Genomic DNA, 13530 nt, shown 5'->3' on the forward strand with positions numbered 1-13530 from the left:
TTCCCTCTTCGCCTGAGCGCCACCGTTGTGCGCTGTCTCTTTTATTTAACCCCGCTCGTTTGCGGGGTGCAAAGTTCGGAATCTTTTACTTGATATCCAAAACTTTTTTCAATCTTTTTTTCACTCTCTCCGACCGGAACTTCCTTCCGGGGCGGGCTGCAAAGGTAGGAAACATTTTCCGTTTCGCAGCAACTTTTTTCAGTGTTTTTTTCGGAAAGCTTTTCTTTCCGGTTTCCGCCCTCGGCGCCTCTCTCGGAACCGGGATGCAAAGGTAAGAAGAGTTTCCCGATCCGCAAGCTTTTTTCGAAACTTTTTTTTCGGCCGTCCCAGCCGGAAAACAGCCCTCAAGGCCATGCGGCGGCGCTTTTCACACCTCCTCTCACTCTCCCGACTGCCCCGTCCCTGCCGAACTGGGATGCAAAGGTAAGAAGAGTTTCCTGGCTTGCAAGGGGCTGGCCCAAAGATTTCTCACCAGAGCGTGTAACCGTTTGAAAATTAGCACCAAAATTTTCACAAATTTGTTTAGCCTTCTTCTAAGGCTAGACCTTTTTATTATTGGACGCAGAGTGGTAACATAAACAGAGCAGGAATTGGTTCATCCCTGCTCTGTTTTTTTTACTCTTTTTATCTAAGCTGTCTTTGGCTTTTTATATAGAGGCACTGTACTACACGGCTCTCCATACATTAAGCTACTTGCCACTGGTAATAACCTGCGCATGATTTCTACATATGCATAAGTTGGGACAGGTATACTACCGCATCCTTTTACCACAACTTTTGCATCTCTATACTCTTCTACGTCTATTTTGGCTATCGCCTCCTGCATCAGGGCCTGTTCCAATGCCTCGAGATCTCCGAACACAAAATAGTTTGCTTGTCCGCCAAGCTTTGTTGCCAGCAACATATAAGCCCAGGTTGGCACTATAGCATCAACGGAACAGATGATGGCAACATTTTTACCAGCATATACAGACCAGTCATGTTCCTTCACAAATGCCCTGAAGTCTTTCTCTCTTAATATAAGGCCCTGAAACAGGTTTTCCTTAATATCATATAGCACACGCTCACCAGGATGAAGCAGTTCTTCCAGGTTTATGGTGGTTAATGCACTTTGCGCTACTCTATTTATAATATCAGACATAGTGTTAAATTTTATTTTGCGCTATTTCCTGCGCTAGTTATATAAACATCCTTTAGATAGAAGGGTTCATAGTATGCCACATCTTCAAATACTTTCTGCTCATACTTGGTCAAGGCAATCTTTCCTACCTCAACTGCCGAAGGCACTACATCATTTATGAACAATGCATTTTGATTATGCGCTGCAAATCCTTTAAACTTCTCTGCACCGCTTCCGAAAAAGATAATCTTGTTTTCCTGTAGCAAATGCTGCAGCGTTTCCTCATTTAGAATAACCGGCGCCACTGGCATCACTTCATCAAGCGAATGGGTAAGCACACAAGTATAAACTTCCATTCTGCGGGCATCCAACATTGGGCAGAATAAATAGGACTCTGGGTTAGGTGTATACTTTATTACCTGGGCGGCCATACTATGCAACGTTGATACCTCAATAAGAGGAATGTCCAGTGCATAGCATATCCCTTTGGCAGTTGACGTGCCTATCCTCAGGCCAGTGTAAGAACCAGGTCCGCCAGAAACTACCACTGCATTTACATCCGCCATCTTTACACCGCAGTTTGATACCAATTGCTCCATCATAACTGTTATATGAGAGGAGTGCGATTTTTCGATTCGCAGCTCGGAAGCTCCCAAAAGCTGCTCTCCTTTATATAGCGTTACTGAGCAAACTGTAGTAGATGTTTCCAGGGCAAGCAACAATGGAGTATGCATAGTATATAGTGTATAAAAGTATAACCGCAAAATTACAGGATGCATGCCAAGGTACAAAACCCTGAGGTTTATACTTCAGCTTACAAAACAAAAGAGCCATACCTGTTTAAGTATGGCTCCTCTAATAATCTATTATTGTTTATTTCACTTTAAGAAATGAGTTATACTTCTGTGGGTCGTTCAGCACTTGCACTGCCATCAAAATATCCGGGTCATCATCAAACGTAGACTCTATATAACCTTTCTGAAGGTAATAGCGCGAAGCGATCTCAGCCTCCAGCATTTCTTTGATCTCAGACTTAAAACGCATCAGGTCGTTTGCCTTGTTATGCGACACCTTCTTCTTTATGGCATCAAGCTCGGCCTTAATGTCATCATAATGCTTGCCTTCTTTTGCTTTGCTTAACACGTCTTGCAGTTCATTCTCGATGGCTGTAGTATAACTTACATCTTTATTAGCCAGGTAAGACACGAACTGCTGGTACTCGTCATCTGTTAATTTAAATTTCTTAGCAGCAGGAATAGTCGGATGCTCCGCTTTATACTTGTTAGCAAAATCAAAGAAATAACCTTTACGGGCAATTGTCTTTGTAATTTCTGAGTAGTTCTGCTGTTTCACTTCCACATCGGGGCTAATGCCGCCACCATCGTACACCAAACGACCGGATGCTGTTTTAAAAGCAACACGCAATGAGTCCGGAATCTTACCCACGCTACCATCTTCGTTACGGTGCGCATAATCTATTGCTTGTATACATCTGCCGCTTGGTGTATAGTACTTAGCAGTTGTTACTTTTAACTGTGAGTTATAGGAAAGCGGCCTTGTAGCCTGAACTAAGCCTTTACCAAATGTACGCTCTCCAACCAGAACGGCTCGGTCATAGTCTTGCATAACGCCAGCCACAATCTCTGAAGCTGATGCGCTGCGTGAGCTGGTAAGTATAACTAATGGTATTTCTTTATCCAGAGGCTCATCAAGCGCCTTGTAGGTTTTGTTCCACTCTTTTACTTTGCCTTTTGTGCTTACAATATCCTTACCCTTATCCACGAAAACGTTTGAGATGTTCACCGCTTCGTGCAGTAAGCCACCCGGGTTATCTCTCAAATCAAAAACGATCTTTTTGGCTCCCATTTCCTTCAGCTTCTGCACCGCCATCTTTACTTCCTTAGAGGCATCCACTGTAAAGCCAGACAACTGGAAGTAGCCAATCTCATCGTTCAGCATACCATAGTATGGCACATTATCTACCATTATATTGGCACGCATCAACTCCACAACCCTGGATTTGCTTTGTCCGTAACTGCGCACTTCCAGTTTTACAGGAGTGTTAGCCTGTCCTTTCAGTAGCTTGGTAACATCATTGGTAGATTTACCACTAACGTCTACCCCGTTCACTTTCAGGATAACGTCGCCGATTACCAGGCCAGCCTTATGTGCAGGGGAATTTTCGTATGGCATTTGCACTGTAATTTTGCCATCGCGGCTACCGATCAGGGCACCAATGCCGCCATACTGGCCAGTGGTCATGGTACGGAAATCCTCTATATCATCTTCCGGAATATAGTTTGTGTAAGGGTCCAGCGATTTCAGCATGGCGTCGATGCCTGTGCGCATCATTTTGGCAGGAGGCACATCGTCCACGTAAAAAGTATTCACCTCTTTAAAAAGCGTGGCAAAAACATCCAGGTTTTTAGCTATCTCGAAGTAACGCTCGGAATCAGTTTTGAAGGAAAATAATCCTAAGGTAAGTGCGCCAATAAGGAGGGCAGCAATAGACTTCTTGTACATAATTTCTAGGTATAAGGACGTGGTAAGACTACTTACTCAAACAACGTTCCAAACCTGAAATTAGTTTTTTTTGGATGATTTGAAAGGACTTTTTTTCTTTACCAATATAAAGTATACCTAGCAGCCGGGGACACTGTGCCGGGTTTTGGTAAAGCACTTGCTTGTTAAGGCGGTAAGCCTCACGTATTTGCCGCTTCAGGCGGTTACGGTCTACGGCGCGTTTAAAATAGCGCTTAGATACAGAAATGAGTACCTGGGTATGGCCAGGTGGCAAATCCTGCGGAGTATAATAAATAAACCGCAGCGGATACAAATTAAAAGAAGAACCCTTGCTGAATAGCAGCGTGATTAAACGCTTGCTACACAAGTGTTCTTCTTTCGAAAATGTATAGGAAGTTGGCTGTCCGTTTATTGGCTCGTTAGCTTGCCCGTTATGCATGAGCGGCTACGAATAAATAAGCGAAGCGAATCCCAAACAGGGATTAAGCCGCCTTATGTCTCTTCTCGTCAGAAACAGTTAGTCTCTTTCTGCCTTTGGCTCTTCTGCTAGCCAATACTCTTCTGCCGTTAGCGGTTTCCATTCTAGATCTGAAACCGTGCTTGTTTCTTCTTTTTCTCTGCGAAGGCTGGAATGTTCTTTTCATCGTCTGCCAATGGTTTTATTATGGCCTGCAAAATTAGACAACCTTTTGAAATTAACAAAGCCTACCTCTACTTTTTTACTAAAAACCTGTTTGATTGTTGATTGTTTTAAATATTATTTCAGAACTATACTTGCTGTATCATCATAATTTGAGAATCTGCCAACTGAAAACTTCCCTTACCGGTACAATGAATCACCAAATAGTAACTGAAACCTTATGATCACATACCAACTCTCTTATACCAACCCGCTTAGCCATTACCTGGATATTACCTTAACCGTAGCCGGCAACAAAGCAGATAAAGTATACCTGCAGTTACCCGCCTGGCGACCCGGAAGGTATGAGTTACAACACTTCGCACAAAAGTTAAAAGCCGTTACTGCCACAGCCAACGGCGAAAGTATACCTATACAAAAGATAACAAAAGACAAATGGCAGGTTTATACAAATGAGGCTGATACGTTTGAGGTAAGGTATAGCTTTTATGCGCGGCAGATGGATGCTGGCGGCTCGTGGCTGGATGAACAACAGCTTTATGTTAACCCGATCAACTGCCTGATGGCGGTTGAAGGACGTGAATTTGAACCATACTTTGTGCGACTGAATATACCCGAAAACTGGCAAATAGCCACTGGCTTACCTGAAGAGGAAAAGCATGTTTTACAGGCAAATGATTTTGATGAGTTAGCAGACAGCCCTTTTATTGCCAGCCCATCGCTGCAAAAAAGATCGTTTAGCGAGGGCGGGGTAACGTTTCATGTATGGATACAAGGCGATTGCCAGCCGGACTGGGAAAGGATAGTACACGATTTCAGAGCATACACAAAGGAGCAACTGGAGGTTTTCGGGGATTTTCCGGTGCAGGAGTACCATTACCTGAACCAGATACTGCCTTACCGCACTTATCATGGTGTGGAGCATGGCAACTCTACTGTTATTACCCTCGGCCCTGGCGAGCTGCTTATGAGCCCCAGCTTGTACAAAGAATTCCTGGGAGTGAGTTCGCATGAGTTGTTCCATACCTGGAATATCAAGAAAATACGGCCCGCTGAGCTGATGCCTTACAACTTTGCGCAAGAGAACTACTTTAAAACAGGCTATGTGGCAGAGGGCATTACTACTTACTACGGCGACTACATGCTGGCAAGGGCAGGCGTATTTACAGCCTCACAGTATTTCGACGAACTGAACACAACACTCCAGCGCTACTTTGCAGATTATAGCCGCAATAATCTTTCTGTGGCAGACTCATCCTTCGACCTGTGGCTGGATGGTTATAAACCAGGCACCCCCGATCGCAAAGTATCCATTTACATTAAAGGCGCCCTTACTGCCCTGCTCCTGGACCTGCAGTTGCGCCAGCAAACCAACCACACAGCCAGCCTGGACACTATAATGCAATTGCTTTGGGAGCGCTATGGAAAAACGGGCAAAGGCTACACCGAAGAGGATTATGCACAGTTAGTTGACGAAGTAGTCGGCACCTCTTTTGAGTCATACTTTGAGCAATACATTAACGGCACCGCACCCATCGAACCTGCACTGGATGAAGCGTTGCATTTTATTGGATGTACTTTAAAGGAAACAGAGAATCCTATACTTAATGAGCGCAAGTATGGCTTTAAGGTAGCTTCTGAGGGCATAGTTAAAATAACAGCCATTGCCCCCGGTTCACCCGCCAGCACGGCACTAAGTATAGATGACGAAATAGTAGCTTTAAATGGTAGAAAGATAGAAAACAACCTGCAGCACTTGCTGGCATCACAACCAGAGGAAATACAGCTAACTATTTTCAGGGAGAAGCACTTGCAAAGTATAAACCTGGCGCCTGATGGCAATAGTTACTACAGCAAGTATACCATCGAAAAAAGAGCAGATGCCACTGAAGAGCAAAAGCACAATTTTAAAGCATGGCTTAAACAGGAATTTTAGTCTGGGACACAAGACGCAAGTATCAAGACGCAAGAAAACAGATCGTTGTCATAAAATCCATCATACTCCACATATACTTTCATTTAGTATGTATGAAAACCTGAAAAAAAGTCTTGACACTTGTGTCTTACATCTTGTATCTCAATTAAAAAGTAGCTTAAAATAAAAAGACGGTTGTTTTAGCTTTTCCCGTAAATCCAGGTCATTAAACATGCAAGAGATGGTTTCGGCAAGCGCTTGGTTTTTAGAGGCTTTACCAGCGATCTGGTTAAACAGCCACGGGTAATTAAGCAACTTCTGCATTTGCCTGCTCAACCGCAGTTCTTTCCAGAGGCGGTTGTAAACAGCTTTGTCGTAGGTCTGCATAAAATCGGCTGAGAAGTTTTTTTGCTGCAAACACATGGCGGCCTGTGTTGCGGCCCAACGCCCACTGATCATGGCATTGCTTACCCCCTCTCCGGTAAACGGGTCAATCAAGGAACCGGCATCCCCCACCAACATGTAATTGTCTCCGGAAAGGCTGCGCTTTTTAGAACCAAGCGGCAAGCCATACCCCTTAATATCGCCTACTAATTCTGCCTCGGCAAAGCGCTTTTTTAGTTCAGGGTGCGTCTCAATCATGCGCAGCATCTCTTTTTTCAAGTTGATTTTGTTCCTGCTGACAGCACTGCTCAGCATACCCACACCCACGTTGGCATACCCTCCCGGCAACGGGAACACCCAGAAATATCCTGGCAGGAAATCTTTGAAAAAATGAAGCTCAATAAAATTGTCGCCGTCCAGATCCTGAACGCCTTTGTAATAGGCACGGAGGCCGGCACAATAATGTGCTGGCTCCTGCTTTACTCCGGCAACATGCCGCGCAAACCCCGACTGCGCCCCATTTGCCACTATAAGCAGTTTGGTTTCAACTTTAGGTTCGCCATCTTTTTCAGAAAGTATAAAACCACCTCTTGGCACCCGATCATATTTTGCAAACTCTGTCCCCTCCCAGAAAGTGATCTCAGGCCGTTGCTTTACCTGTTCTATTAGAAAATTATCGAAATGGAGACGCTTTGAGATATAACCCGCTGGCTTATCTGTGGTGCGGTTATAGTTATACTTGAAAGGGACGCTTAGCTTTTGACCGCCGGGCGATATAAAATGAATACCCCACGACGGCACCTGTTCCTGTTGCTTACTAAAAAGCGTCGGCAATTCTTCATCAATGCGTCGCAACTCGTTTACGACCTTGCCGCTCAAGGCATCGCCGCATACTTTATCGCGCGGAAAAACAGCTTTATCTACTAATAAACAGGAAATACCCATTTGAGCCAGGTGCAGTGCTGCAGTGGCGCCCCCCGGACCGGCACCAAGTATACAGATATCGGTTTTGTACATACAGAGAAGTATAAACTCATGAAATATAAGCAAATGGCTACATAAGCAATACCTGCAGGCACAAAAAAAAGAAGGAAAACCATTCAGGCTTTCCTCCTCAGTGTTTCCATAGCTTTTATTTTGATTACAAATACACCCTACTTTTTATCATACGGCGTATTGTTGCCACCCTTCGCTAAGTTGCGATTAGGGTTCTGCACTTTAGTGGCATCTTTGTTTAGTGCATTACGGTTCGGACTATCGTTGATGTTACCCATAGGCTTTTTTGGATCGACCTGGTTGGGGTTGTTTTTCTTCAACTCATCCATTTTATTTTTATTCTGATTCTGTATGCTCATAGGTCAAGTTTCTCATTAGTACATACTTAGTTTTACCCCTGATAAGCTCATTTTGTTACAAGCAATGCAAAACCACATCGCCTGCCGGGCACTTATATGAAACGAAAAAAGGGAGGCCAAAGCCTCCCTTTTTATACTTGACAGCACTTAAATTACTGCAATACTGTATCGAAAGCAACCAGGCTCACAAACTGCTGCACGCGGTTCTCAATTTCTTCTTTGCTAAGGTTTTTCAAGCGCTCTGTTCCGAATTTCTCAACACAGAAAGAGGCCATGGCTGAACCATAAATGATGGCACGCTTCATGTTTTCGAAGCTGATGTCGCCGGTGCTGGCAATATAACCTATAAAGCCACCTGCAAACGTATCGCCGGCTCCGGTTGGATCAAACACCTCTTCCAGCGGCAAGGCTGGCGCGAAGAACACATTGTTCTCGTGGAACAGCAGGGCACCGTGCTCACCTTTCTTAATGATAAGGAACTTAGGTCCCATCGCCATGATCTTCTTGGCAGCCTTTACCAGAGAGTAGTCGCCGCTCAGTTGGCGTGCCTCCTCATCGTTGATAGAAAGTACGTCTACCAGTTTAAGCGTTTCCTTCAGTTCGTCCAGCGCGATGTCCATCCAGAAATTCATGGTATCCATCACCACCAGCTTAGGGCGCTCATTCAGGCGCTCAATAACGGTGCGCTGCACCTGCGGTGCCAGGTTGCCCAGCATCAGGTACTCGCAGCCCTGGTAAGCATCCGGAATGATCGGATCAAAATCACCTAATACATTCAGCTCAGTAACAAGCGTTTCGCGGCTGTTCATGTCGTTAAAGTAGCGGCCAGACCAGAAGAAAGATTTCTCGTTCTCCTTTACTTGCACACCTTCGGTGCTGATATCGCGCTGGTGCATCAGGGCAATATGATCCTGGTCAAAGTCACCGCCCACTACCGATACCACATTCACTGTTTTCACGAAGTATGAAGAAGAAAGCGAAATGTACGTTGCCGCACCGCCTACGATCTTGTCTGTTTTTCCGAAGGGTGTTTCCAGCGCGTCAAACGCCATCGAACCTACTACTACTAAGCTCATATCTTTTAATTGTTGATTGTTAAATTGTTTAATTGTTGAATGGTTTTGCTGGTTCAAACTCTGAATCAACAATTTAACCATAAAGCAATTTAACCATTAAAATAAAAAAAGCCCCTGAAGGTTTGCTTCAAGGGCTTGGGGTGGAAGATGGGGCTCGAACCCACGACCCCCAGAATCACAATCTGGTGCTCTAACCTACTGAGCTACAACCACCGTGTCTCATTTGAGAGTGCAAATATACGCACGAAATCACACAATGCAATACCTGTGGCGCATTTTCGGAAAATATTTTTCGCAGCTATGCACGCTATTTTTGGTACTAGGTATTGCAACAAACAAGTTCTCAGGCAAGGAATGATATCCATACTTTTGCCTTACAGATCAAACTGCACTAAGGGTCAGGCAATTGTACAACATACAACTTGCTGCTGCTAATGCCGTCTATTGCTTAAGCTATACTTTAAGGCTACTTACTCAGCTTGCTGCCGCACCAGGGGCAATAGTTGATCACCACCATGGTAGCGCTGCCGTCATGCACTGGTATGCCATAAAAGCCTTCATCCCATTTGTTGATGATCACCTCCGGGTCGTCATACTTTATCTCTCCGTCCTCATCCAGGCTTTCGAAAACCTTATCGGCCATCATCATGCAGCAGTAACCTTCGGAGTTAAATCCTCTGCTCTTTAGCTTTTCGGCTATTGCCCAGTTGTAACAGGCTTCGTCTTCGTGTATGGCCTCTGCATAGGCTTCGTATTCTTCAGAGTTGAGCACCGCTTCTGGCAATTCTTTGCCAAAAAAGCGGGCATACAACTCCTTAAACTTTTCCAGCTCCATACTTACCTATCAAATAACAGCCTCTCTCCTTTTTTGCTTTCGTCAAACTTGCCGTTGGCAAATGCCAGGTGCCCCGATACCAACGTATGGGTAATGGTACTCCCAAATGTACGCCCCTCAAGCGGCGACCACCCGCACTTATAATAGGTGTTCTCTTTGGTAACAGTATAAGGTTTGTTAAGATCCACCAGCACCAGGTCGGCCCAATAGCCTTCTCTGATGTATCCGCGCTCACGCACATTGAAAAGTATGGCCGGCGCGTGGCACATTTTCTCTACCATCTTCTCAATAGTTAACTTGTCCTGCTTCACAAATTCCAGCATCATCTGCAGCGAGTGCTGCACCAACGGCACCCCGGACGGCGCTTTTTTATACTTGGCCTGCTTTTCTTCCCAGGTATGCGGCGCGTGGTCTGTGGCAATCACATCCAGTTTATCATCCAGCATGCCTTTCAGTAAGCCTGCTTTATGGCGGGCTTCTTTAATCGCCGGGTTGCATTTGATCTGGTTGCCCAGCGTTTCATAATCCGATTTATCGAACCACAAGTGGTGCACGCAGATCTCGGCAGTTATGCGTTTCTGCTCCAGCGGTATGTCATTTCTGAACAGTTTCAGTTCTTCTTCTGTAGAGATGTGCAGCACATGCAGGCGTGTGTTATGTTTCTCGGCCAGTTTCACAGCCATGTATGACGACTTGAAGCAGGCAATCTCATTCCTGATCTCCGGGTGGCACCTAACGGGTATATCCTCTCCGTACATCTGCTCATAGATCGCCATGTTGTCACGGATGGTCTGCTCGTCTTCGCAATGCACTGCAATGGGCAACTTAGCCTTAGCGAAAATCTCTTCCAGAGTCTGTTCGTTATCCACCAGCATGTTCCCCGTGGAGGAGCCCATAAAGATCTTGATTCCGCAGACGGTGTTCGGGTTTGTCAGCAGCACCTCGGCCAGGTTGTCGTTGGAAGCTCCCATGTAGAAAGAGTAGTTGGCCAGCGACGTTTCGGCTGCGATGTTATACTTATCTTCGAGCAGTTCCTGCGTAAGGGCGTTCGGCACTGTGTTCGGCATCTCCATAAACGAAGTGGTTCCGCCAGCCACTGCGGCTCTTGCCTCTGTCTCGATATTGGCTTTGTGCGTTAGGCCCGGCTCCCGAAAGTGCACCTGATCATCTATTACACCTGGCAGCAAATGCAAGCCTGTGGCATCAATGGTTTCATCGGCTTCGGCGGTTATACTTTGCCCAATCTGCGCAATGCGTCCGTCTTTTACCAGTACATCGGCGGTGGTTATACTTCCCTCGTTTACGAGTTGGGCGTTTTTGATGAGGATAGATTTCATGATGCTAAGCAGGTTGATATAGCAGCTAATATAAGCCAAGAAACTGGCAATTCCTGACCAAAAAGCGAATCTTCACCTTCCTCCAGCAAAATTCCCGTACCTTTGCACATCAACACCAAGTATAAATTACTGCCATGGCAGACGAAGCAGAAAAAGAGATAACCACATTCGAGGACTTTAAGCTGAACAAACAGCTGCTAAATGCCATTGCCGATGCCGGTTATGAAAAACCAACGCCCATACAGCAACAGGCTATACCTATAATATCGGCTGGCCACGACATTTTGGGCATTGCCCAAACTGGCACAGGCAAAACAGCCGCTTTTTTGCTGCCGCTGCTTATGAAGGTAAAGTATGCGCAGGGCCACAACCCGCGTGCTTTAATAGTAGCCCCTACCCGTGAACTGGTGATGCAGATCGAAGAGAACATCACGCTGCTGGCAAAGTATACCGACATCCGTCACTTAGCCATTTACGGCGGCCTCGGCCCCAAAGCGCAGATCGAGGCTGTAAACAAAGGCTTAGACATACTGGTGGCTACACCAAAACGCCTGATGGAATTATACTTGAAAGGTGAGTTGGTGTTGAAGGAGCTGAAAACGCTTATACTTGATGAGGCCGACAAAATGATGGACATGGGCTTTATGCCGCAGATCCGTCAGCTGCTGGAGGTAATACCGCGCAAGCGCCAAAACCTGCTTTTCTCGGCTACCATGCCCGACAAGGTGGTGCAGCTATCAGAGGAGTTCCTGGAATTCCCGACGAGGGTGGAGATAACACCACAGGCCACACCTGTTGAGACCGTAACCCAAACGCTTTACCGCGTGCCCAACCTGCGCACCAAGATAGAGTTGCTTGAGCACCTGATTCAGGATGAGGAAACGTTTACACGCGTGATCATCTTTACCCGCAGCAAGAAAAACGCAGAGAGCGTTTCGAGATTTCTGGAGCACCGTGAGTACGGCGAGGTACGCGCCATACATGGCAACAAAGGACAAAACACACGCATCAACTCGATGGAAGCCTTCAAAGGCGGCGAAGTTCGCTTTCTAGTGGCTACCGACGTGGCCTCCAGAGGCATAGATGTAAGTATGGTGAGCCATGTGATCAACTTTGATGTGCCGCTTATTTACGAAGACTACGTGCACCGCATTGGCCGTACTGGTCGTGCTGAACAGGAGGGTGCTGCCATTACCTTTGCCACTGATGCCGAGATGTACCATGTGCACAAGATTGAGAAAATCATACGCATGCAAATACCGCAGGAACCAATGCCTGCCGAAGTAAAGGTTTTCGAAACGCCTTTTGAGGAGCAGCAGGAGATGGCCCGCGAGGTAGATCGCCAGAAACGTCGTGAAAACCCGGATTTTAAAGGCGCCTTCCATGAGAAAAGAGGCCGGCACAAGTCGAAGTTTGAAAAAGGCAGAAAGAAAGGCGACCCTAAGAACTCGTTCTGGCAGAAGACCAAGAAGAAAGGCAGCCGGAAAAAGTAACCAGGGTTGGTTGCTGGTTGTTAGTTATTGGTTGTTGGAATTGTAGAGACGGGATTTCATTATTGGTTTTTAGTTATTAGTTGTTAGAATTGTAGAGACGCAATATTTTGCGTCTTGCTAGCTACAGGGCAGTTCGTATCGTTATTCGTTGCTGGTTATTCTTTATTTGGTTGTAGAGACGCAATACTTTGCGTCTTGCTGGCTACAGGATAAAACACTCTCAGGTCTGGAAGACGCTTTGAGGTTTTTAATGCCAATAATCGAGCACTCTCTGAGGAAAATAAAAAAGGCCCGAAGTATACTTGATGCTTCGGGCCTTTGCTTTATTGTAGCTTTATATATTGAGAAGCTATATCGCCAAACTCAAATACCATCAAATTTAGCAGTGCACTCCAGACTATAGCACTCCAGAGCATGTGCAGGAAAATCTGTTTGCGCGGGGCACCGAAAAGTGCGGCTACAACCGTTCCAACTATGGGCGTTAAAAGTATAGGAGTCAGGAAGGCAACCCCGGCCACGCCAAAGCTCTTCCATATCTTTATAATGCGACGGGTTTTCTTATTAAACACCGGCCTGTTCTTAGCCCTGCGGCGTGCCGAGATCCACTTGGCAAAAGCGCGGCCAATAATCGAAAAGATGATGACTGTTGTCATCATACCGGCAATTGTAAGCAACACCGACTCCAGGTAATTTAAGCCCACTGCAACACCTGTCACAGGTCCGGCGAAAAACTTCACCATACTTACCAGGTACACCGACAGATACTTGATTATCTCTACCACCACTAACCTATCTTAAATTGTATTCAGCAACAAAAATACTTTGTGAATTATACTATACGCAAGGGGTTTA

At 45.7% G+C, this 13530-nt stretch carries 14 protein-coding genes and 1 tRNA gene; 3 read left to right on the forward strand and 12 right to left on the reverse strand.

All coding sequences use genetic code 11. From position 1 onward, the window contains the following. On the forward strand, nucleotides 1-275 hold a 275-nt coding region (locus AC4BAP_RS14775; protein WP_490583439.1), incomplete at its 5' end, for a hypothetical protein. A gap of 353 nt (nucleotides 276-628) precedes the next feature. On the opposite strand, the gene AC4BAP_RS14780 is transcribed toward AC4BAP_RS14775, so the two are convergent. From AC4BAP_RS14780 to rpmH, 5 genes are all read right to left on the reverse strand, one after another. Beyond that, entirely contained in the window at nucleotides 629-1141 is a 513-nt protein-coding gene (locus tag AC4BAP_RS14780; RefSeq protein WP_490583440.1) for a DUF2480 family protein, read from the reverse strand. Nucleotides 1142-1152: 11 nt separating this feature from the next. After that, entirely contained in the window at nucleotides 1153-1854 is a 702-nt protein-coding gene (gene tsaB, locus AC4BAP_RS14785) for a tRNA (adenosine(37)-N6)-threonylcarbamoyltransferase complex dimerization subunit type 1 TsaB (RefSeq protein ID WP_490583441.1), read from the reverse strand. A 139-nt stretch (nucleotides 1855-1993) separates the two neighbouring features. Further along, complete coding sequence (locus AC4BAP_RS14790; protein WP_490583442.1) at nucleotides 1994-3643, reverse strand: S41 family peptidase; 1650 nt, start codon at nucleotides 3641-3643, stop codon at nucleotides 1994-1996. 28 nt (nucleotides 3644-3671) lie between these two features. After that, entirely contained in the window at nucleotides 3672-4082 is a 411-nt protein-coding gene (locus AC4BAP_RS14795; RefSeq protein ID WP_490583443.1) for a ribonuclease P protein component, read from the reverse strand. A gap of 43 nt (nucleotides 4083-4125) precedes the next feature. After that, nucleotides 4126-4287, reverse strand: coding sequence for a 50S ribosomal protein L34 (gene rpmH / locus AC4BAP_RS14800; protein WP_162347583.1), 162 nt, complete (start codon nucleotides 4285-4287; stop codon nucleotides 4126-4128). Nucleotides 4288-4503: 216 nt separating this feature from the next. Between rpmH and AC4BAP_RS14805 the strand changes: the two genes are divergently transcribed. Next, on the forward strand, nucleotides 4504-6219 hold the full coding sequence (locus AC4BAP_RS14805) for a M61 family metallopeptidase (protein WP_490583444.1): 1716 nt from the start codon (nucleotides 4504-4506) through the stop codon (nucleotides 6217-6219). 141 nt (nucleotides 6220-6360) lie between these two features. Here AC4BAP_RS14805 and AC4BAP_RS14810 read toward each other — a convergent pair whose 3' ends face one another. From AC4BAP_RS14810 to AC4BAP_RS14835, 6 genes are all read right to left on the reverse strand, one after another. Then, nucleotides 6361-7599: an NAD(P)/FAD-dependent oxidoreductase gene (locus tag AC4BAP_RS14810; RefSeq protein ID WP_490583445.1), complete on the reverse strand. Its 1239-nt coding sequence runs from the start codon at nucleotides 7597-7599 to the stop codon at nucleotides 6361-6363. Between the two features lie 137 nt (nucleotides 7600-7736). Continuing rightward, nucleotides 7737-7937: a hypothetical protein gene (locus AC4BAP_RS14815; RefSeq protein ID WP_490583446.1), complete on the reverse strand. Its 201-nt coding sequence runs from the start codon at nucleotides 7935-7937 to the stop codon at nucleotides 7737-7739. A 152-nt stretch (nucleotides 7938-8089) separates the two neighbouring features. Continuing rightward, nucleotides 8090-9013, reverse strand: coding sequence for a PfkB family carbohydrate kinase (locus AC4BAP_RS14820; RefSeq protein WP_490583447.1), 924 nt, complete (start codon nucleotides 9011-9013; stop codon nucleotides 8090-8092). A gap of 136 nt (nucleotides 9014-9149) precedes the next feature. Then, nucleotides 9150-9226: transfer RNA gene (locus tag AC4BAP_RS14825), tRNA-His, on the reverse strand. Between the two features lie 253 nt (nucleotides 9227-9479). After that, a complete protein-coding gene (locus AC4BAP_RS14830) occupies nucleotides 9480-9848 on the reverse strand; it encodes a DUF6980 family protein (protein ID WP_490583448.1) in 369 nt (122 codons plus the stop codon). Nucleotides 9849-9850: 2 nt separating this feature from the next. Further along, the gene (locus tag AC4BAP_RS14835) at nucleotides 9851-11185 is read right to left on the reverse strand and encodes a dihydroorotase (RefSeq protein WP_490583449.1); all 1335 of its coding nucleotides are present in this window, start codon (nucleotides 11183-11185) and stop codon (nucleotides 9851-9853) included. Between the two features lie 134 nt (nucleotides 11186-11319). Here AC4BAP_RS14835 and AC4BAP_RS14840 point away from each other — a divergent pair, with 134 nt between their 5' ends. Further along, the gene (locus tag AC4BAP_RS14840; protein WP_490583450.1) at nucleotides 11320-12678 is read left to right on the forward strand and encodes a DEAD/DEAH box helicase; all 1359 of its coding nucleotides are present in this window, start codon (nucleotides 11320-11322) and stop codon (nucleotides 12676-12678) included. Nucleotides 12679-13001: 323 nt separating this feature from the next. On the opposite strand, the gene AC4BAP_RS14845 is transcribed toward AC4BAP_RS14840, so the two are convergent. Continuing rightward, nucleotides 13002-13460 carry a hypothetical protein gene (locus tag AC4BAP_RS14845; RefSeq protein WP_490583451.1) on the reverse strand — a complete coding sequence of 153 codons (459 nt, stop codon included), beginning with the start codon at nucleotides 13458-13460 and terminating at the stop codon, nucleotides 13002-13004. Between the last annotated feature and the right edge of the window lie 70 nt (nucleotides 13461-13530).

This window comes from Pontibacter sp. GD7, assembly GCF_058216375.1.